Below are 20,278 nucleotides of genomic sequence, written 5' to 3'. Positions count from 1 at the left end.
GGTCAGTTTTATTTTATAGTAAGGGTTTATTCAAAATCTAGACCTGTTATATTTTTTGAAATCTGCCAAAGTCTATCTGCGTCATTGTGGTCTATTGCATGCGGACGTAAGCCACCAGCAAAATTATTAGCTTCTTCTGATGTCATAAGTCTAGCAATATTAAGGTCTTCACAATAAAGACCACCCTTACCTTCTAAATCAGGGCTTGTTGAGGCCCAAAGAGGTGTTGCGGCACCTTGAGCTATTGTTTTTAAATAGCGATATTTACTTCGGTCAAAGCCGGATTTAAGTGCATTAAAAAATACGGGGATGTGAATTAATTTAAAATAGTCGGCTAGGTAGCGGAGCCAAGGTGTAATAGGTGAATTTTGACGACCAATATTTGTCATTGGAATCATACCAGGATGGACGGCAAAACTTCTAATTCCATATTTTTTTCCTAATTCATCTAGTTTTATTGAAAATAAAACGTTGGCAGTTTTAGATTGTTGGTAGCCTATTTGGGGATTATAGTTTTCTATTTTTTCAAAATTCCAATCTTCTAGTAATGGTGTCATTTGTTGAGCACGACTGGATAAATTTATAACTCTTGAGTTTTTTGCATTTTTTAAAGCGGGTAAAAGTTCCATTGTTAATTGATAGTGGCCTAGATGGTTTGTGGCAAAGTGATATTCTATTCCTTGAGAATTTCTTTTTAAAGGAAGATACATTAGTCCAGCGGAATTAATAAGAATATCTAGTTTTGAATTATTTTGCAGAAAACTTTCAGCAAATTGATGAATACTTTCTGGATTGGTGAGGTCAAGGGGAAGAATATCAATCTTTTTTATTTTAGATAAATTTTTCTTGGCTACTTCCATTCTTCGGGCAGGAACAATAATTTTTGCTCCAGCATGTGAAAGTTGTTTGGTCATCTCTAAACCAATACCAGAATACCCACCAGTGATGATGATTGTTTTTCCTGAAAGATTAATATTTTTCATAACTTTATTTGCTGTTGTTTTATAATTAAATTTGTAGTTTGCTATTGGTTCTTGGTTTATCATAATAAAATTTTCCTTTGTGTTATAATATTTATGTGATACAAGTGTAACAGTAAAAAAGAACTTTTACAATTAACTTTGGACGGTTTGTCTTTAAAAGTGACAACAAAATGAAAGTGTAACAGAAATGAAGCGAAAAGAGCAATATCAAGATTTTCATGACTTTATTATTGAAGGAACGATGTTGTGTTTAGAGAAATATACAATCAATGAATTACCATTGACAGAAGTTTGCAAAAAAGCCGGGGTGAGTCGGATGACTTTCTATCGGCACTTCAAAAATAAGGAAGAAGTCGTATTAGAGTATTTTGAGCTAATCTATGATAAATTTCTTAAAGAACTTTTGGAGCTAGAAAGTATTAACTCACTTATTTTAAGTGAGAAGTTGGTGGGACTATTTGTTGAGCAAGAAGAAGAAATAGAAAAAGCTGTCAAGGGGAATTATTATTCGCTGATTTTTCAGGTATTTGCTCAAAAGATGACTATTTTTTATAATGAAACAACGACTTGGGCTGATTATCTAGGGACAAAGCAAAAATTTTGGAACGATTTTATGGCTGCTGGTTTATTTTATGTTTTAGGAAATTGGGTGAAAAATGGCTGTCAAGAGTCTTATGATGAAGTAGTGAAGATGGTTGTAGAATTCCATAAATAAGTGGACAAATAAAAAGGCTCAAGTTATTTTGAGCCTTTCTTTTAGCCAATAAATTTTTTCCCTTGTTTATTAAGAATCACTTTTGTAATTTCAATGACAAGGGTTGGGATTAAAGCTAAGATGATAGCTATTAGCCAGTGTGTCATTGATAAAGGAGCAACTTCTAAGATGTTCATCAAAATAGGAACATTTGTAAATAGCACGGTTATTCCTAGTGATAATAGTGTGGTACCAAAAATCATTTTATTAGTGGTAATTCCTCTTGTGAAGATGGATTCATTACTTCTAGCATTATAGATATTTATTGTAGAAGCAAGGGTTAATATCACAAAGGCCATTGTTTGTCCGAGTTGATGGTTGGGTGTCAATCCGGCGATTTCAATAAACCTACCGAGATAAAAACCAACTAGAGCAGTAATGATGAATGCTGTAGAACAAATGGCGATACGCCAGCTGACTCCTCTTGAGAAGATACTTTCTTTGACTCCAACAGGTGGTTGTTCCATGATATGACTGTCGGCTTTTTCACGTGAAAGTCCAAATCCGGGAATTCCATCAGCAAGGACATTGATGTAAAGGAGTTGAATTCCTGTAAAAGGCATTCCCCAACCGACAATTGCTCCAATGAGCATTGTTAGAATTTCAGCTACGTTTGCTGAGAGAAGGTAATAAATTGTTTTTTTGATATTGGTGTAAACGCGACGTCCTTCGCGAATGGCAGCGACGATAGTTGCAAAGTTATCGTCAGCAAGAATGATATCAGAAGCAGATTTGGCAACTTCTGTTCCAGCTATTCCCATTGCAGTTCCGACATCGGCTGCTCTTAAGCTGGGTGCGTCATTGACTCCGTCTCCTGTCATGGCGACGATTTGTTCTTTTTCTTGCCAGATTTTTACAATACGAAGTTTGTCTTCAGGGCTTACTCGGGCATAGACCGAAATTTGTTGAATCATTTGGCTAAGTTCATCATCTGTCATTGATTTGAGCGTCAAGCCATCAATAACTTTATCTCCGTCACGATAGATGTCAATTTGTTGAGCGATTGCTTTTGCTGTAAGCGCGTGGTCCCCTGTAATCATGATTGGTTTAATACCAGCAGCCCTTGCTTCTTGAACAGCGGCTTTTGATTCTAAGCGTGGAGGGTCAATCATTCCCACGATTCCAAGAAAGGTAAGATTATTTTCTAATTCAGTTAAATCTTCTGGGACTTTATCGATGATTTTGTAAGAAAGAGCAAGAACACGTAGAGCTTGGTCAGCAAAAATATCATGTGTTTTTTGGGCTTGGCTCAATAAATCATTTGATAAGTGAGTGGAAGTTTCCTTGTTATTTGAAGAAAGGAGCTGTGGATGTTGGGCTTGATGTTGACTGCTTGGTGCAAGTCTATCAAAAGCGCCTTTGGTCAGTACGAGATATTTTTCATTATCTTGCGGATGTGGAATGACAACGGTCATTTTTTTGCGTGAACTATCAAAAGGAAGTTCAGCAAGGCGTTTTGGATTTTTTTCGGGTTCATAAAGGTCATGAGTGATTAAAAAGCGAATGATTGCTGCTTCAGTTGGGTCACCATGGATTTCCCAATCACCGTCAACAATTTGTGCACTGGCGTTTGAGGCATATGCAAAATTTTGTATCAAGGAAACTTCTGAGTTTGATAATTGACCTCCTGACCAACTCTCTTGTCCAGATAGCCAAAGTTTTTGAATGGTCATCTGATTTTGTGTGAGTGTTCCGGTTTTGTCAGAAGCGATGACTGTCGCGTTTCCAAGAGTTTCAACGGCAGGGACATTTCGGATAATGGCTTTTTTCTGAGCCATATTTTCTACACCGTAAATCAAACTGAGGGTAACAATAACTGGAAGTGTTTCTGGAACGGCAGCGACTCCTAAAACAACGGCGGTCATTAAATTATCAACAAAAGGAACTTTTCCATACAAAAGGTTAATGACAAAGATTAAGATTCCGGCGGCAAAGGCAATGATTGCTAAGCGTTTGGCAAGTTTATCGATTCTTTTTTGAAGAGGAGTTTTTCCTTTTATTTGTTCGCCAATAAGTGTGGCAATTTGTCCCATTTGAGATGCGGAACCAACTGCGACAACGATTCCTTCGGCTGTTCCGTTAAGGATATTTGTTCCTGAGAAAACCATGTTCAGTTGATCTCCAAGAGGAACTTCGTCAGTAATATCAAGGTCAGCATTTTTGTCAATGGGTTCTGATTCGCCTGTCAGTGAAGATTCATCAACTTGCAGGCTATTACTTGTGAGTAAGCGAATATCAGCTCCAACTTGTATGCCGGCCGTCAGTTCAATGAGGTCACCGCAGACTAATTCACTTGAAGGAATAGTTTGGCGTTTTCCAGAACGAAGAACAGTTGATGTTGGTGAGGAAAGCTCTTTTAGTGCAGCAAGTGCATTTTCCGCCCTATTTTCTTGGAAGATTGAAACGAAAACGTTGATGGCAACGATAAGTAAAACAACAATTGTTTTAGTATAGTTTCCGTTACTGATATAAGCCAAATAGGCTGAGAGAACACCAACTAAAATAAGAATAATATTCATGACTTCTAAGAGGTGATGAAGAAGTTTTTGAAAAATATTTGGTCCCCTTTGTTCTTCAAAGTTATTATGACCGTATTTTATTCGTGAATTTGTAACTTGAGTTGGATTGAGACCAGTTTTACTATTAATATCATAGAATTTTTTTATATTATCAATGGATTCTGTTTTATAGTTCATATTTTTTAGCCCTTTCTTTTGGAAATTTACATTATAATATAATTATAATATATTTTTAATAATTCCTAGAACAATATGCAAATAAAATTTTTACAAAAGTCTGTATAATTAGCCGAAAATATGGTATTATGGATGATATGAAAACTAAAACAGTAAGTGAATTGGCAGAGCTTTTTGGAGTGACTCGCCAAGCGATGAATAAACGTGTTAAGTCGCTAGATACTAAATTTGTTGAAAAAAATGAGAAGAATGTAACAGTCGTTAATGCTGAGGGAATTCATGAACTTGAGGGATTATACGGAAAAGTGGTGACTGCCAAGGCAGAGGTTTTGGAAGAAAATGCTGACAAAGGTTCTGAGGTTGCGCTTAAGACAGATGATGCAACATCCGCCGCTTACGAAATGATTAGCGCTTTGATGAAAGATAAAAACGCTGAGATTGAACGTTTAAACAGTCAACTTATCTCCAAAGATCAACAATTAAATGTAAAAGATGCTCAAATTGCTGAAAAAGATGTACAGATTAAAAAACAGCAAGAGTTAATGGAAAAAGCTTTGACAGACCAAAAACAATTTTTTACGGATTTGCAAGAACAGCTAAAAACCACTGACAATAAGGGCTTTTTTGGGCGTTTATTTGGTAAGAAATAAATCATAAATTTGCTGAGCGTTTCATCAGTAAATTTTTTTATTGCTTTTTATAGAGGTGGAAGAAGAAATTATTCTTAAAAGTACGAGCTTTTTTAATGTTAAACGCTTTCAAGAAAAGTGGACTTCTTTTGCTTTTGTAGAGCGCTTTCTAAGGGAGTTTATGTTTGCAAATTTTAAAAAAAGTGTTAAAATAAAAGAGTAAGTTAAATTGTTAACTTAGTCAATTTAAAAGGTAAGCCTTTTATAAAATCTAATCCCTATAAGGAGGAAACTACTAATGGTAGTTAAAGTTGGTATTAACGGTTTCGGTCGTATCGGTCGTCTTGCTTTCCGTCGTATTCAAAATGTTGAAGGTGTTGAAGTTGTTGCAATCAACGACTTGACAGATCCAGCAATGCTTGCTCACTTGCTTAAATACGATACAACTCAAGGTCGTTTTGATGGTAAAGTTGAAGTTAAAGATGGTGGTTTTGAAGTTAACGGTAAATTCGTTAAAGTTACTGCTGAATCTAACCCAGCTAACATCAACTGGGCTGAAGTTGGTGCAGAAATCGTTCTTGAAGCAACTGGTTTCTTCGCAACTAAAGAAAAAGCTGAACAACACTTGCACGCTAACGGTGCTAAAAAAGTTGTTATCACTGCACCTGGTGGATCTGATGTTAAAACAATCGTTTTCAACACTAACCACGAAGTACTTGATGGAACTGAAACAGTAATTTCAGCTGGTTCATGTACAACTAACTGTCTTGCTCCAATGGCTGATACTTTGAACAAACAATTCGGTATCAAAGTTGGTACAATGACTACAGTTCACGGTTACACTGGTGACCAAATGACTCTTGATGGCCCACACCGTGGTGGAGACTTCCGTCGCGCACGTGCTGCAGCTGAAAACATCGTACCTAACTCAACAGGTGCTGCTAAAGCTATCGGTCTTGTATTGCCAGAACTTCAAGGTAAACTTCAAGGACATGCTCAACGTGTACCAGTTCCAACTGGTTCATTGACTGAACTTGTTACTATCCTTAACAAAGAAGTTACAGTTGACGAAATCAACGCAGCTATGAAAGCTGCTTCAAATGAATCATTTGGTTACAACGAAGACCAAATCGTTTCATCTGATATCGTTGGTATCTCAAACTCTTCACTCTTTGATGCTACTCAAACTGAAGTTACTTCAGCTGATGGAGCTCAACTTGTTAAAACTGTATCTTGGTACGATAACGAAATGTCATACACTTCAAACCTTGTTCGTACACTTGCATACTTCGCTAAAATCGCTAAATAATTTTCCGATTTTAACGGTATAAAAACCAGTCTTCGGGCTGGTTTTTTTTGATTTAATAAAGGAGAGAAGATGGAAACACCAAAATGTATTCATTGTTCAAGTGAATATACTTATGAATTATCAGATACGAGCTTTGGCTGTTCTGAATGTGGAAATGAATTTACTCTTGAGGAAATTGAGGCAGCTGGAAAATTTATTGTCCTTGATAGTTTAGGAAATGAGTTAGAAACTGGGGATGACCTTGTTATTGTGCAAGATTTGCCAGTTAAGGGAATGCCAAAACCAATTAAGCAGGGAACAAAAGTGAAAAACATTCGCATTAATCCAGAAGGGAAAAATGAACATTTTATTGATTCAAAAATTCCGGGCTTTGGAGCAATTGCTTTGAAGGGTTCAGTTGTTAAGAAAGCATAAAAAGTAATCAGAGTAATTTCTGATTATTTTTTTACTGACAGAGTTTTCTGTCAGTAAATTATATTTGATTTTTGAAGCATTTAACCTTATATATTGGTATAATAAAAGTATGAAATTAACAGATTCAGTGCAATTTTTAAAAGGTGTGGGACCGAAGTCTGTGGAAAATTTCCATAAGTTAGGAATTTTCACGGTTCAAGATTTATTGCTTTATTTCCCTTTTCGTTATGAAGATTTCGCAAGTCGTTCGGTTTTTGAACTTGTTGACGGAGAAAAAGCAACAATTATTGGAACGGTAGTGACACCAGCTAATGTTCAGTATTACGGATTTAAACGTAATCGACTTTCATTTAAAATTAAAGAAGGTGAGGCCGTGGTTGCTGTCAGCTTTTTTAATCAACCTTATTTGGCTGACAAAGTGGAAGTTGGTAAGGAAATTGCAGTTTACGGAAAATGGGAGCAGGCAAAGCAACAACTGATGGGAATGAAAGTTGTGGCTCAGGTGGACGATGGCTTAGAACCTGTTTATCATTTGACAGCGGGTATGAAACAAAGTCAATTGGTCAAAGTAATTCATCAGGTTTTTGAATCAGACCTTCTATCAGAATTACCTGAGAACTTACCAGAATTTTTGATTAAAAAATATCGTCTGATGAACCGGCAAGAAGCCGTTTTGGCTATGCATTTTCCTGAAGATATGGAAGCTCATAAGCAGGCTTTACGTCGTGTAAAATTTGAAGAATTATTCATGTTTCAGTTGAAATTACAGGCCTTAAAAAATAAAGAAAAGTCGGGCCGAGCAGGATTAGAAGTTGTTTTTGAGCAAGGAGAAATTGATCAGAAGATTTCTGAATTACCTTTTGAACTGACAGGTGCTCAATTAAGCGCTTTGTCAGAGATTCTGACGGATATGAAATCTCCTTATCACATGAATCGACTTTTGCAAGGTGATGTGGGTTCTGGTAAAACAGTTGTTGCTTCCCTTGCCATGTACGCGGCTTGTTTAGCAAATTTTCAAGCAGCAATTATGGTACCAACGGAAATCCTTGCCCGTCAGCATTTTGCAAACTTGAAAGCTCTTTTTCCAGAATTGCAAATTTCACTTTTGGTTTCGGGTTTGAAAGTGGCAGAGCGCCGCGAGATTTTGGCTGATTTAGTTAGTGGTCATACACATATGGTAGTTGGAACTCATGCACTAATTCAAGAAGGGGTCGATTTTTATAATTTGGGTCTTGTGATTACAGACGAACAACACCGTTTCGGAGTTAATCAGCGAAAAATTTTACGAGAAAAAGGGCAAAATCCAGATGTTCTAATGATGACAGCTACACCTATTCCAAGAACGCTTGCAATTACGGCTTTTGGTGATATGGATGTTTCAATTATTGATGAACTACCCAAGGGACGTCAACCCATTACTACAAGGTGGGTCAAACATGAACAATTTTCCGAAGTTTTAAGTTGGATAAAAGCAGAGGTTGCTAAAGATTCACAGGTTTATTTTATTTCACCTTTAATTGAGGAAAGTGAAACGTTGGACCTGAAAAACGCAGAAGCTCTTTTTGCGGAATTAAATGAATACTTTGGATTATTTGCCAAAATTGGTCTTTTACATGGAAAAATGAAAAATGATGAAAAAGACCAAATCATGCAAGAATTTAAGGCTAAAAAATTAGATATTTTGGTCTCAACAACAGTGATTGAGGTGGGAGTTGACGTTCCTAATGCTACCATTATGGTGATTATGGATGCTGACCGCTTTGGACTTTCACAGCTTCACCAATTGCGTGGTCGTGTTGGTCGGGGAACAAAAAAATCTTATGCCATTTTAGTAGCAAATCCTAAGTCCGATTCAGGAAAACAACGGATGAAAATTATGACAGAAACACAAAATGGATTTATTTTAGCCGAAGAAGATTTGAAAATGCGTGGTTCTGGAGAGATTTTTGGACTTCGTCAGTCAGGACTTCCAGAATTTATTGCGGCTGATTTAGTCAATGATTATAATATTTTAGAAGTGGCTAGAAAAGAAGCAGTTGAAATTTTTAAAAATGCAGATGAGTTTCCTGATTTGATTGCTCAAGTTAATGTTGACGGGGGCTTTGATTGATGAGTAAAATGGATAATGAAAAATTAGACCACTTGATTTTAGAAATGTGGACAGATTTTATTGACTTAAAAAATAAGGCTGAGCTGTCAGAAGTTTTGATTCCAAATAGTATGCCTCTGTTGTGGTCTGGTGACTTAGTCAAATATGAAAAATCAGACTTAAAAATACTGACGGTCAGTAAAAATGCTTCTTATGCAGAATTTGGTGAAAATCAACGTTATGAAAAATTACTGACAGAATTTTCGTCAGTAAATTTGGAAACTTACAAGTCAAATCTCAATCGGTATTTTGAATACAATCCTAGTCCTTGGTTCAATCAGTTAGCAAAATTTTTACCTGTTTTTGATTCAGCTTATAAAGAATCTGAAAATCAAATTAATCGAGCCTTACACATTGATTTGTTTACCCCAATTGCGACACATCCAGTTTGGCCAGGTTTAGCTAAGAGCCAACAAGAACAATTTAAGATGAAATTTCCGCAACTTTTGCAACTTTTAGAACCAGATATTTTACTGACAAGTCTGTCAGTAAGTAATTTAAAAATTTTACTTAAAAATGCTGGAACTGAAATCGAAGAAATATTTGATAAAGAAGAAGTAGGAAAAGCTGCCAAATACGTTCGAGCTTATCGTGTCGATAAAAAATTAATCGTGATTAACGGTCGAAACTTTCAAGGAACTTATTTCGGTGGAATGACTGACCAGTTTGTTAGAAAATGTCTGACAGAAATTAAAGGGATGATTTGATGATTGACCAATTTCTGTCAGTAAAAAAAAGAGTTCATTTGAACTCTTTTTTATTTTCCCAAACAAAATTGTGAAAAAAGTTGTGTAATCAATTCATCTGGGGCAGCTTCCCCTGTGATTTCTCCAAGTAATTGCCAACAACGTGTGACATCCACTTGAATTAAATCAACAGGTAAGCCCAGAGCAAGCCCAGAGTTTGCTTCTTTAAGAGCCTTCAAAGCTTCTTCAACAATTGAAATGTGGCGGGCATTAGATAATACCGTTGCATCTTTGGCTTCAATTTCACCGGCAAAGAAAATTTGATTGATTTTTTCTTCCACAGCATTTAAGTTTTCATTTTTAAGAGCTGAAATTCGGATAAAATCACCAGAAATTTGAGTGCTATCAATTTTTTCTGGCAGGTCGGTTTTGTTGAGTAGAACAATGCGATTTGAATTTTTAGACAGTTCTAAGAGCTCTAAATCTTTGTCAGTCAATTCATTTGAGGCATCTAAAACGAGTAAAACTAAATCAGCTTCAGCCAAAGCTTTTTTAGAACGTTCAACCCCAATCGCTTCAACTAAATCATCTGTTTCACGAATACCAGCAGTATCCACTAGTTCAAGAGGAACACCGCCAATATTGGCAAATTCAGTAATGACATCTCGTGTTGTTCCAGCGATATCAGTGACAATGGCTTTTTCTTCACGAAGCAATTGATTAAGTAAACTTGATTTTCCAACGTTTGGCCGACCAATAATCGCCGTTTTTAAACCTTCTCTTAAAATTTTTCCGCGTTTAGCTGTTGATAAAAGATTTTCCAAAAGCTGTTCAAAATGAGCCGTTTTTTCAAGGAGCATTTGTGAAGTCATTGTTTCCACATCATCATACTCTGGATAGTCAATATTGACCTCGACTTGTGCCAAACTTTCGAGAATCTCTTGACGAATGTTATTAATCATTTTTGAAAGACTTCCGTCAAGTTGTTTTACGGCAATGTTGGCAGCTTTGTCAGTTTTAGCTCGAATTAAATCCATGACAGATTCAGCCTGAGCCAAGTCAATTCGTCCATTTAAAAAGGCACGTTTGGTAAATTCGCCAGGTTCAGCGAGTCTTGCGCCATTACGTAAAAGTAATTGCAAAATTTCTTGTGTGACTGCAATTCCACCATGCGTATTTATTTCAACAATATCCTCGCGTGTAAATGTTTTAGGCGCACGCATGACTGTAACCATGACTTCGTCAACGAGACGTTCTTCTTCAAAAATATGGCCATAATTAATCGTATGGCTAGCAACTTGAGTTAAATTTTTTCCTTTATAGACAGATTGAGCAATTTTTAGGGCATCTGTCCCTGATAAACGAACAATGGCAATTGCTCCTTCACCAAGCGGTGTGGAAATCGCCGCAATCGTATCAAATTCTTGTGTTAATGTCATAAAGACTATTTTAACGCAAAAAGGCTGAATTTCCTAGCCTATTTAATTTATTTTTTTATAAAAAATAAAAATACTATTAACATGATATAATAGTAGACATGACCTATCAAGTAAAAATTATCTATCCAAAAGAAGAAGCTGCTGAAAATAACAAACTTACTGAGCGTACATTTAATGAGTTTATTGATGGACTCGAATTAGAAGAAGTCATCACGCAATATGAGCAATTACTGACAAAAGGTTATTCAATCTCAGTCAATTTTGCTCCACCTCAACTTGATGACAAGGGAATTGAGCCAGACCCATTTATGATTGCGGGTCGCTTAGAGCTTGCTGGGATTCCTTATAAAGCCACTTTGAAATTAAAAGCAAGTGGTGATTATGAATCAATGGTAAAAATTGCTAAAATGATTGAACAGCAAGATTATGATTATGATATCTCAGCTAAATTGCAAATTCGTGAAAATTCATCAGTTGATTTTGAAAAAGAAGGTTCTTGGTTTGATAAAGATTACACCAAATATACGATTTTACCCAAAGCCAGCAGCCAAGATATTGCCGATTTAAAAACACTTTATGACGCACTTGTTGAAGAACATCAAAAAGTGACCATTAATATCAAAGCAAAAGTCAAAAAAGATGATGATGACAGTTTTGCCAATCAATTGGCAGCTTATCCACCAGAAACAATGATTATTTTTAAGCTGACAGATGCAGATATTTATGGAGAATAAGAATGAGAAAAATTACTGACAGAAATTCTGTCAGTAACTTTTTTTCCATTATTTTACTGACAGACCTGTCAGCAAAATCTGATATAATAAAAGACATGAGACTAGATAAATTTTTAGCAGAAAGTGGCCTCGGAAGCCGTAGTGAAGTCAAAATTCTATTGAAAAAAGGGCGCGTGACAGTTGCTGGGGAAGTTCAGCGAGACGGCAGGTTTCAAGTAGATAAGAATTCTAGACAAGTCGCCTTTGATGGTGAGATTTTAGATTACCAAGAATATTATTATTACTTATTAAATAAACCGCAAGGTCTTGTTTCTGCAACAAAAGATAATCTTTTTAAGACAGTTGTTCAATTATTATCGGAAAAAGATTTTCGTGAGGATATTTTTCCAGTCGGGCGTTTAGATAAAAATACTGAGGGACTTTTAATTTTAACGAATGACGGAGCATTGGGGCATGATTTAACTCAACCCAAAAAGCATGTTGAAAAAGAATACTTTGCGCGAATTGATGGAAAAGTTACTGACGAAATTGTCAATAAATTTGCTGAGGGCTTGACTCTAAAAAATGGAGAAAAAGCACGACCAGGAGAATTATTCATCGAAAATATTTACAAAGGGGAGAGTCAATCTGGCTGGATTAGTGAAATTCGTGTGATTATTCATGAAGGAAAATTTCATCAAGTTAAACGGATGTTTGAAGCCGTTGAAATGTATGTTCTCTATCTCAAACGCATTCGGATGGGCAATTTAGCATTGGATTCAGATTTAGCGCTAGGGGCCTATCGTCCTTTAACAACCGAAGAAATAGAAAATTTGAAAAAATAAAAAGTTACTGATGAAACCTCGAAGGTATCCGTAAGCTAAAAAGCAATGGCTATCTTCTGACAGAATTTTTCATCAGTAACTTTTTTAATTTTCACGATTAATATTGACCCCAAGGACGGTCAAATGACCATTAGAAATCAATTTGATAATCAAATGAGAAAAATCTCCAGCAGACATTTGTGTAGAAGTGCTGACCCACCAGTCTAAAGTTCCCACCAAAATTGAGCTGATATAAGAAATTACAAAATCATTGGGAACCACAACATCTTTTTCTCTAACTTCCAATTTTTCAAATAACTCGGTATAGCGTTCAGATAAAATATCCAGAAATCGATTTTTTAACCGTTGATCATGCGCTCTGTCAGTAATCATTTGTGCAATTTCAGGATTATCGCGAACAAATTCATAGAAACGACTCAGAACAGTTTCAATTTCTTTGACATGAACATTGTTACCGTCAACCAAATTTTGTTCATCTAGAATGCCAGTGAAGCTAGCTAAAAATTGGTCAATCAAACTATCATATAAATCTTGTTTGTCAGCATAATGAGCATAAAAAGTTGCCCGATTAATCATGGCTGAATCGGCAATTTCTTGAATTGAAATTTTTTCAAATTTTTTCTTGCGTAACAAACCAAAAAAAGCCTGACTAATCAATTTTCTTGTTCGTTTCACACGTAAATCATCTGATTTAACCATAAAAAACCATCTTTCCAGTTTTAAAAAGACCCAGTCCCGATAGACTGTTTTGTCTAATTTTTCACATTGTATTATTTAACTCCATTATAATCAAAAAATAGACTAAAGTCATTAAAGAATTTAGTCAAAACATTTTGTCATTCGATGTCAAAGTCTTTTAACATAATCAACAGCTTGTTTTGAATTGTCGTTTATGTGACAACCACGCCCTTTTTGCTGGTTGATTTTCTTATGACAAATGATAAAATGAACATATAATAAGATAAGCAACAGACCGTCTAAATTACTTTTTATCAAAATTCTGCGTCGAAAAGATAAGTTAGATTTCAGATTTAACTTGTCGAAAAAAATATTAAGAACTTAGCGGACTTGTTCAAGTGATATTTCTCACATAACTAGGAGACCATCTTGACACAAATTTATAAAACAGGGATTGACGTTGGGTCAACCACAGTAAAACTAGTCGTTTTTGACGAAAATTTTAAGCTCATTTTCTCACGCTATGAGCGCCATTTTTCAGATGTTAAAGCAGCAACCATCAAAGTATTCAAAGATTTTATTGAAGAATATGGAGATTTAAATTTAGAACTAGCCATTACCGGCTCAGGAGGAATGGGACTTGCGGAAGTCATTGATGTTCCTTTTGTTCAAGAAGTTATCGCTTCATCAATTACCATTGAAAAATTCATTCCCCAAACAGACGTGATGATTGAGCTTGGTGGTGAAGATGCCAAGATGACCTTTTTTGATAACGGGACTCAAGAATTACGCATGAACGGAACATGTGCCGGTGGGACAGGTGCCTTCATTGACCAAATGGCAGCCCTTTTGAAAGTGGATGCCAATGGTGTCAATGAGTTAGCTAAAAACTACGAAAAACTCTATCCGATAGCATCACGCTGTGGCGTTTTTGCCAAGACCGACGTTCAACCGCTGTTAAATGAAGGAGTGCGTCGTGAAGATATTGCTGCTAGTATTTTTCAAGCCGTTGTCAATCAAACCATTGCTGGTTTAGCAAGTGGACGAAAAATCAAAGGAAATGTAGCCTTTCTAGGCGGTCCGCTTTTCTTTATGAGTGAATTACGCAAACGTTTCATCGAAACCTTGGATTTAAAAGAGGAAAATATTATTTTCCCAGAAAATCCACAACTTTTTGTGGCAATGGGAGCTGCGCTCTATGAAGAAACAAGTCTGAAAACAGCAACTGATTTAATTCATAGTTTAGAAAATGATGATTCAGACAGCTTAATTCCACAAGATACAATGGATAAACTTTTTGAAAATCAAGCAGAACTTGATGAATTTCGGACGCGTCATGCCAAAGCAACTGCTAACTATAAGAACCTGTCTGGACATCATGGAGCTGCCTTCTTAGGAATTGATGCCGGCTCAACCACAACAAAAGTTGTTCTTATTGATGATGAAGGAAATATTCTTTATGACCATTATGGTTCTAACAATGGAGAACCGCTTGAATCTGTCATTAATATTTTAAAAGATGTCTATGCTAAACTTCCAGCAGACGTCTATATTGCAAAATCAATAGTGACTGGTTATGGAGAACACCTGATTAAAGCAGGACTTCATGTTGATTATGGTGAAGTTGAAACAATGGCTCATTATAAGGCCGCTGATTATTTCAATCCAGGAGTAGATTTCATTCTTGATATTGGTGGACAAGATATGAAAGCTATGCGAATTCGTGATGGTGCTCTATCAAGTATTCAACTTAATGAAGCTTGTTCATCAGGTTGTGGTTCATTCATTGAAACCTTTGCCCATTCACTAAAACATGATGTTCGTGAATTTTCACAAAAAGCACTTTTGGCTGAGCATCCAGTTAATCTGGGTTCTCGTTGTACCGTCTTCATGAACTCAAAAGTAAAGCAAGTTCAAAAAGAAGGAGCGACTGTTGGAGATATTTCCGCAGGTCTTTCATACAGTGTCATTAAAAATGCCCTCTATAAAGTTATAAAAGTAAAACGTCCAGAAGAACTTGGTAAGAAAATCGTTGTTCAAGGGGGAACTTTTTACAATGAAGCCGTTCTACGTGCTTTTGAAAAAATTTCTGAGCGCGAAGTGGTTCGTCCAAGTATCGCGGGATTAATGGGAGCTTACGGTTGTGCTTTGATTTCCTTAGATAACCAAGAAGCAAATAAAGAATCAGAAATTCTAAAACTTGATGAATTGGAAAAATTCACAACTCATAAAGAATTTATGGTCTGTGGTCTTTGCGAAAATAACTGTAAAATGACCCTAACGGTCTTCAATGATGGGAATAAGTTTGTAACTGGGAACCGTTGCGAACGTGGTGCCGAAGAAGCTACAAAAGTTAAAGTCGCTAAAAAAGATAAAAAAGTTAACTTAGTTGATTACAAGTATAAAAAACTTTTCCGTTACCATAGCTTAAGCAAGAAAAAACAAACCAGAGGAGAAATTGGGATACCACGTGTACTCAATATGTATGAAAACTATCCGCTTTGGCACACGATGCTGACAGACCTTGGATTCCGTGTTGTTTTAAGCCCTCGCTCTGACAAAGAACTCTTTGAAGAGGGGATTGAAACCATTCCTTCAGATACGGTATGCTATCCAGCCAAAATGAGTCATGGACATATTATGGCTTTAATTAAGCAGGGCGTTCCAAATATCTTCTATCCATCTGTCCTTTTTGAACAAGAAGAACAAAAAAATGCTCAAAACCATTTCAACTGTCCGATTGTGCAATCTTACCCTGAAGTTCTTAAAAATAATATCGATGAAATTCGTGAAGGGCAAGTTAATTATCTTCATCCTTTCATTAATCTAGCCAATCCGGAAGGAGTAGCTGTTAATGTTCATAAGGCTTTAAACGCCCAAGGGATTTCTGTCAATCTTACGGAAGTACAAGCTGCCGTCCAACATGGCTTTGAAGAAATGGATAAATTTAAAGAAGATTTGCGCCTTAAAGCCGAAGATCTGCTCATGCAAATTAATTTAAATAATGAAAAAGCCATTGTTCTCGCTGGACGTCCGTATCATTTGGACCCAGAAATCAATCATGGAATTGCTGACATCATCACTCAAGAAGGTTTCCACGTTTTGACTGAGGATTCTATTAGTCATTTAGCCGAAGTTTCTGGTCTGCGTGTGGTCAATCAATGGGTTTACCATAGCCGCCTTTATGCGGCTGCAAATGTTGTTTGTAAAAATAAAAATCTAGAACTTGTTCAACTTAATTCCTTTGGTTGTGGTCTTGATGCCGTAACGACAGACCAAGTAGAAGAAATCATGCGTAGACACAATAAGCTTTATACCGTCTTGAAAATTGACGAAGGATCAAACATGGGAGCTGTTCGGATTCGTTTACGTAGTCTGAAAGCAGCAGTTTCAGAGCGCGTGCGTCATAATATTGAAGCAAGCACCGAAGTTCACGAATTAGTACAAGAAACACCAGCTTTCACAAAAGAAATGGCAAAAAAACACACTCTTCTTTTACCAATGTTGTCACCAATTCACCAAGAAGGGCTATTAGATACAGCTTTTGCCGCTGCGGGATATAATGTCGTTTCTCTACCAGAAAGCAATACTTCTGTCAATAATGGGTTGAAATTTGTTAATAATGACTCATGTTATCCAGCGATTATTACAATAGGTCAGCTCATTGAAGCTCTCCAGTCAGGAGAGTATGACCTTGATAATACTTCGGTCATGATGACTCAAACAGGTGGGGGATGTCGCGCAACAAACTATATTCCTTTATTGCGTAAAGCTCTAATTGATGCAGGTTTCCCACAAGTACCCGTCGTTTCTCTATCAATGGGGAATCAAGGAACAGAAAAAGGATTTAAATTCACAGTTCCACTTTTAACACGCTTTATGATTGCAGTTCTTTATGGAGATTTATTTGAAAGAGTCGTTTATCGTACTCGACCATATGAAGCCACTGAAGGTTCTGTCAATGAATTACATGCGAAATGGTTAGAAAAGGCTCGGAAAAATGTAGAATCTGGATCAATTTTTGAATTTAATCGCAACATGAAAAAAATTGTTGCCGAATTTGACCAAATTGAACTTTTGGATATTCAAAAACCACGAGTGGGTGTTGTCGGTGAAATTTTGGTTAAATATAGTAAAACAGCAAATGATGATATTGTGTCAATAATTGAAGAAGAGGGTGGCGAAGCAGTCGTTCTTGATTTAATTGGCTTCATGAACTACAGCTTGTACAATCAAATCTGGAAAGCAGATGAGATTGGCTTTAGTAAGAAAAATAAACTCATGGCTAAAACTTTCATTGGTATTATTAATATGTTAGAAAAACCAATGAATAAAACCTTGAAAGCCTCAAAACGCTTTGATTCTATTGAATCAATTTATGATATTGCAGCATCAACTGAAGAAGTGATTTCAATTGGGAATCATACTGGTGAGGGTTGGTTCCTCACCGGCGAAATGATTGAACTCTTGCAAAAAGGGGTGAACAATATCATTTGTCTTCAACCATTTGGTTGTCTTCCTAACCATATCGTTGGTAAAGGAATGATGAAAGAACTTCGTCGTCAGTACCCAGGAGCCAATCTCGCTCCCATTGATTATGACCCAGGAGTTTCTGCGGTCAATCAATTGAATCGGATCCGCTTAATGATGACCACGGCTAAAAAGAGAATGAACACTACTTCCAATTCAGTCGAAGAATCAGAAAGAGAGTCAGAAATGGAAACTGCTCAAGCTTATTAAAAAATAAAGATTAAATACTGACAAATCTGTCAGTATTTTTTTATATAAAGAGTAACAAATGTTATCAATGATGGGTATCAATGCTTAATATCAATACTGGTTATCAATGCTTGGTATCAAAAATTGTGGTCGCGCTTCGTATCGCTTTTGTTTAAAATAATTGAGTAACTTAAAAACATTTGAGAACAACAAGATTCCCGTTTCTCAAAAATAGAAATTATTGTTATTTAAGAAAGGAATTTCGAAATGAAATTTGAATTTAAAGGACTTTCTTCATATGAAGAAAATTCAACACCAAACTATGTAGGCGATACTAAAGTACGCAGTGTCATTCAAGACTTCGCTAACATGGATGAAGCAATTGAATTTGTTTCAAATCACCACGGTTTTATAAAAACTGAAGATGGAAAATTTGCTTTTGAAGTAAGAAATATCTCAGCTATCGGTTAATTAGATAAGGACAGTTAGCATGGAACAAAAATATTCAAGAATTTTAGTTGGTATGGATGGTTCAGCAGAATCACTTAAAGCATTTGATGAAGCAGTCAGAGTTGCTAAACGCAATGACGCTGAGCTCATCTTAGCCAACGTTATTGAAAAACGTTCATTTCTTGCCGTAAATACTTACGACACAATTGCCGAAGAACAGCATGAAAATGGAACAAAACTTTTATTGCAACAATTTGCTAAGGAAGCATTGGATGAAGGACTAACAAATGTTAGAACACTTTTGGAATATGGTTCACCTAAAGTAGCAATGGCAACAAAAATTCCTAAGCAAGAAAATGTTGATTTGATTGTAATTGGCGCAACAGGGATTAGTTATATAGAGCGTGTAGTTGTTGGTTCAGTTGCATCTTATATTGTTAATCATGCCACATGCAATACACTCATCGTTAGAAAATAACAGTCTTACTTAGTTACTCATAAAAAGAGCAGAGCCTCTTTTACTTAGAAATGGAAAAAATCATGGAAAAAGAAAGTATTTTTACTCCTACTTTCGTTATTAACACGCTTATTAGTTTTTTATTTTATATTGTTTTTTACGTCTTAACCTCCTCAATAGGGACTTATGCGCTTCAACAACTTCATCAATCAACAGTTGTTAGTCTTTCTTTATCAAGCGTTTTTGTTATTGGAGCCCTTATTGGTCGGGTTTGGACGGGGATTAATATCACACGTATCGGAATGAAGCGATTGCTCTATATTGGTGGACTTATTTTTCTTGTTTTAACTTTTGGTTATTATTTGACAACTAATATTTCCTTACTCTTTTTGATTCGAGTGATTCAAGGAGCCGGTTTTGGGATTGGTGCAACAGCCTCAGGAACAATTGCAGGTCATGTTGTTCCTGCTTCACGTCGTGGTGAAGGGATTGGCTACTACGCTTTATCTGTCACCTTGGCAGCTGCAGTTGGTCCAGCCCTTTCAATCATGATTTACTCTTCACTTGGTTTTGGTTCTTTACTTGGAATTGCTCTTGGTTTGTTGGTTATTACCTTCATATTAATTTTCTTTGTTCGTGTCAAAGAATTTTCTGCAGAAGAGCGTGCCTATGCCCTGGCGCATGAGCCTAAAGGTGTCGAACGATATATTGAAAAATCAGCCCTCCCTATTTCAATTATTGCCTTTTTAGCCGGATTTATTGACTCAGCTATTTTAACAGGAATGGGTTCATTTTCAACAGATCTTAAAATTCCACTTGCGGGATCATTATTCTTCACGATGTATGCCGTATTAATCTTTGTTTCACGTCCATTCACAGGTCGTTTATTCGATACTAAAGGGGATAACTGGATTTTCAATCCAACATTTATTTTCTTTGCAGTGGCAATGCTTCTTGTTGGCTTAGCCGGTTTCTTTAGCCCAGCTATTGGCTTTGTTGTCTTATTAATTGCTGGTGGAGCCTTCGGTCTTGGTTATGGTGGGGTTGCCCCATTTGGTCAAGCAATTGCTATTCGTGATTCAAGTAAAGACCGTATCGGTGTTGCAACTTCTACCTTCTTTGGATTTTTAGATTTAGGTGTTGGTGGAGGACCTATTGTTCTTGGAGCAATTATTCCAATGCTTGGAAATGGTATGCTTGGTTTCAGAAATTTGTATCTTTACAGTGCTCCCGCAGTTGTAATTGTTTGGATTATATACTATCTCATTCATGGTAAACATCAAAAATCAAGTTCTAAAGTTTGATTTTAATGATTTACATAAAAAATGATATAATGAAATGGCTACAGCCTTATATA

Annotated in this window: 16 protein-coding genes; 12 read left to right on the top strand and 4 right to left on the bottom strand. The window is 36.2% G+C overall.

What is annotated here, in order from left to right; translation table 11 throughout:
• Positions 1-26: 26 nt before the first annotated feature.
• Positions 27-1,046 carry an SDR family NAD(P)-dependent oxidoreductase gene (locus tag ACRYLU_RS11630; RefSeq protein WP_445081026.1) on the bottom strand — a complete coding sequence of 340 codons (1,020 nt, stop codon included), beginning with the start codon at positions 1,044-1,046 and terminating at the stop codon, positions 27-29.
• Positions 1,047-1,170: 124 nt separating this feature from the next.
• Here ACRYLU_RS11630 and ACRYLU_RS11625 point away from each other — a divergent pair, with 124 nt between their 5' ends.
• Entirely contained in the window at positions 1,171-1,698 is a 528-nt protein-coding gene (locus tag ACRYLU_RS11625) for a TetR/AcrR family transcriptional regulator (protein ID WP_445081025.1), read from the top strand.
• A gap of 41 nt (positions 1,699-1,739) precedes the next feature.
• Here ACRYLU_RS11625 and ACRYLU_RS11620 read toward each other — a convergent pair whose 3' ends face one another.
• A complete protein-coding gene (locus ACRYLU_RS11620) occupies positions 1,740-4,433 on the bottom strand; it encodes a cation-translocating P-type ATPase (protein WP_445081024.1) in 2,694 nt (897 codons plus the stop codon).
• 128 nt (positions 4,434-4,561) lie between these two features.
• On the opposite strand from ACRYLU_RS11620, the gene ACRYLU_RS11615 reads away from it, so the two are divergent.
• The 5 genes from ACRYLU_RS11615 to ACRYLU_RS11595 all read left to right on the top strand — a co-directional run bounded on the left by ACRYLU_RS11615 (position 4,562) and on the right by ACRYLU_RS11595 (position 9,641).
• Complete coding sequence (locus tag ACRYLU_RS11615) at positions 4,562-5,083, top strand: DUF536 domain-containing protein (RefSeq protein ID WP_003131246.1); 522 nt, start codon at positions 4,562-4,564, stop codon at positions 5,081-5,083.
• 277 nt (positions 5,084-5,360) lie between these two features.
• The gene (gene gap, locus ACRYLU_RS11610; RefSeq protein ID WP_003131244.1) at positions 5,361-6,371 is read left to right on the top strand and encodes a type I glyceraldehyde-3-phosphate dehydrogenase; all 1,011 of its coding nucleotides are present in this window, start codon (positions 5,361-5,363) and stop codon (positions 6,369-6,371) included.
• Positions 6,372-6,440: 69 nt separating this feature from the next.
• Positions 6,441-6,785 (top strand): zinc ribbon domain-containing protein YjdM, encoded by a 345-nt coding sequence (locus tag ACRYLU_RS11605; protein ID WP_010906411.1) that lies wholly within the window; start codon positions 6,441-6,443, stop codon positions 6,783-6,785.
• 109 nt (positions 6,786-6,894) lie between these two features.
• Positions 6,895-8,895 carry an ATP-dependent DNA helicase RecG gene (gene recG / locus ACRYLU_RS11600; RefSeq protein WP_003131242.1) on the top strand — a complete coding sequence of 667 codons (2,001 nt, stop codon included), beginning with the start codon at positions 6,895-6,897 and terminating at the stop codon, positions 8,893-8,895.
• On the top strand, positions 8,895-9,641 hold the full coding sequence (locus ACRYLU_RS11595) for a hypothetical protein (protein ID WP_445081023.1): 747 nt from the start codon (positions 8,895-8,897) through the stop codon (positions 9,639-9,641). The genes recG and ACRYLU_RS11595 overlap by 1 nt, the downstream gene beginning before the upstream one ends.
• Before the next feature lie 50 nt (positions 9,642-9,691).
• Here ACRYLU_RS11595 and mnmE read toward each other — a convergent pair whose 3' ends face one another.
• A complete protein-coding gene (gene mnmE / locus ACRYLU_RS11590) occupies positions 9,692-11,059 on the bottom strand; it encodes a tRNA uridine-5-carboxymethylaminomethyl(34) synthesis GTPase MnmE (RefSeq protein WP_445081022.1) in 1,368 nt (455 codons plus the stop codon).
• Positions 11,060-11,157: 98 nt separating this feature from the next.
• Between mnmE and ACRYLU_RS11585 the strand changes: the two genes are divergently transcribed.
• Positions 11,158-11,793 (top strand): hypothetical protein, encoded by a 636-nt coding sequence (locus ACRYLU_RS11585; RefSeq protein ID WP_021723200.1) that lies wholly within the window; start codon positions 11,158-11,160, stop codon positions 11,791-11,793.
• Positions 11,794-11,888: 95 nt separating this feature from the next.
• The gene (locus tag ACRYLU_RS11580) at positions 11,889-12,617 is read left to right on the top strand and encodes a pseudouridine synthase (protein WP_025017062.1); all 729 of its coding nucleotides are present in this window, start codon (positions 11,889-11,891) and stop codon (positions 12,615-12,617) included.
• 84 nt (positions 12,618-12,701) lie between these two features.
• Here the strand turns inward: ACRYLU_RS11580 and ACRYLU_RS11575 are convergent, their stop codons facing one another.
• On the bottom strand, positions 12,702-13,316 hold the full coding sequence (locus tag ACRYLU_RS11575; RefSeq protein ID WP_021723202.1) for a TetR/AcrR family transcriptional regulator: 615 nt from the start codon (positions 13,314-13,316) through the stop codon (positions 12,702-12,704).
• 417 nt (positions 13,317-13,733) lie between these two features.
• On the opposite strand from ACRYLU_RS11575, the gene ACRYLU_RS11570 reads away from it, so the two are divergent.
• From ACRYLU_RS11570 to ACRYLU_RS11555, 4 genes are all read left to right on the top strand, one after another.
• A complete protein-coding gene (locus ACRYLU_RS11570; RefSeq protein ID WP_445081388.1) occupies positions 13,734-18,035 on the top strand; it encodes an acyl-CoA dehydratase activase-related protein in 4,302 nt (1,433 codons plus the stop codon).
• A gap of 246 nt (positions 18,036-18,281) precedes the next feature.
• Positions 18,282-18,485 carry a hypothetical protein gene (locus tag ACRYLU_RS11565; RefSeq protein WP_445081021.1) on the top strand — a complete coding sequence of 68 codons (204 nt, stop codon included), beginning with the start codon at positions 18,282-18,284 and terminating at the stop codon, positions 18,483-18,485.
• Between the two features lie 19 nt (positions 18,486-18,504).
• Complete coding sequence (locus tag ACRYLU_RS11560) at positions 18,505-18,942, top strand: universal stress protein (RefSeq protein WP_003132028.1); 438 nt, start codon at positions 18,505-18,507, stop codon at positions 18,940-18,942.
• A gap of 62 nt (positions 18,943-19,004) precedes the next feature.
• Entirely contained in the window at positions 19,005-20,225 is a 1,221-nt protein-coding gene (locus tag ACRYLU_RS11555; RefSeq protein ID WP_445081020.1) for an MFS transporter, read from the top strand.
• Positions 20,226-20,278: the final 53 nt, after the last annotated feature.

It is taken from the genome of Lactococcus sp. KTH0-1S (genome assembly GCF_052544945.1).
Note: the sequence above shows the minus strand (reverse complement) of the source record. Positions and strands in the feature narration are given on the sequence as shown.

What these genes read in the sequence shown, in the direction of transcription:
- ACRYLU_RS11630 (WP_445081026.1), bottom strand. Translation starts at nt 1,046, where the DNA reads ATGATAAACCAAGAACCAATAGCAAACTACAAATTTAATTATAAAACA.
- ACRYLU_RS11625 (WP_445081025.1), top strand. Translation starts at nt 1,171, where the DNA reads ATGAAGCGAAAAGAGCAATATCAAGATTTTCATGACTTTATTATTGAA.
- ACRYLU_RS11620 (WP_445081024.1), bottom strand. Translation starts at nt 4,433, where the DNA reads ATGAACTATAAAACAGAATCCATTGATAATATAAAAAAATTCTATGAT.
- ACRYLU_RS11615 (WP_003131246.1), top strand. Translation starts at nt 4,562, where the DNA reads ATGGATGATATGAAAACTAAAACAGTAAGTGAATTGGCAGAGCTTTTT.
- gap (WP_003131244.1), top strand. Translation starts at nt 5,361, where the DNA reads ATGGTAGTTAAAGTTGGTATTAACGGTTTCGGTCGTATCGGTCGTCTT.
- ACRYLU_RS11605 (WP_010906411.1), top strand. Translation starts at nt 6,441, where the DNA reads ATGGAAACACCAAAATGTATTCATTGTTCAAGTGAATATACTTATGAA.
- recG (WP_003131242.1), top strand. Translation starts at nt 6,895, where the DNA reads ATGAAATTAACAGATTCAGTGCAATTTTTAAAAGGTGTGGGACCGAAG.
- ACRYLU_RS11595 (WP_445081023.1), top strand. Translation starts at nt 8,895, where the DNA reads ATGAGTAAAATGGATAATGAAAAATTAGACCACTTGATTTTAGAAATG.
- mnmE (WP_445081022.1), bottom strand. Translation starts at nt 11,059, where the DNA reads ATGACATTAACACAAGAATTTGATACGATTGCGGCGATTTCCACACCG.
- ACRYLU_RS11585 (WP_021723200.1), top strand. Translation starts at nt 11,158, where the DNA reads ATGACCTATCAAGTAAAAATTATCTATCCAAAAGAAGAAGCTGCTGAA.
- ACRYLU_RS11580 (WP_025017062.1), top strand. Translation starts at nt 11,889, where the DNA reads ATGAGACTAGATAAATTTTTAGCAGAAAGTGGCCTCGGAAGCCGTAGT.
- ACRYLU_RS11575 (WP_021723202.1), bottom strand. Translation starts at nt 13,316, where the DNA reads ATGGTTAAATCAGATGATTTACGTGTGAAACGAACAAGAAAATTGATT.
- ACRYLU_RS11565 (WP_445081021.1), top strand. Translation starts at nt 18,282, where the DNA reads ATGAAATTTGAATTTAAAGGACTTTCTTCATATGAAGAAAATTCAACA.
- ACRYLU_RS11560 (WP_003132028.1), top strand. Translation starts at nt 18,505, where the DNA reads ATGGAACAAAAATATTCAAGAATTTTAGTTGGTATGGATGGTTCAGCA.
- ACRYLU_RS11555 (WP_445081020.1), top strand. Translation starts at nt 19,005, where the DNA reads ATGGAAAAAGAAAGTATTTTTACTCCTACTTTCGTTATTAACACGCTT.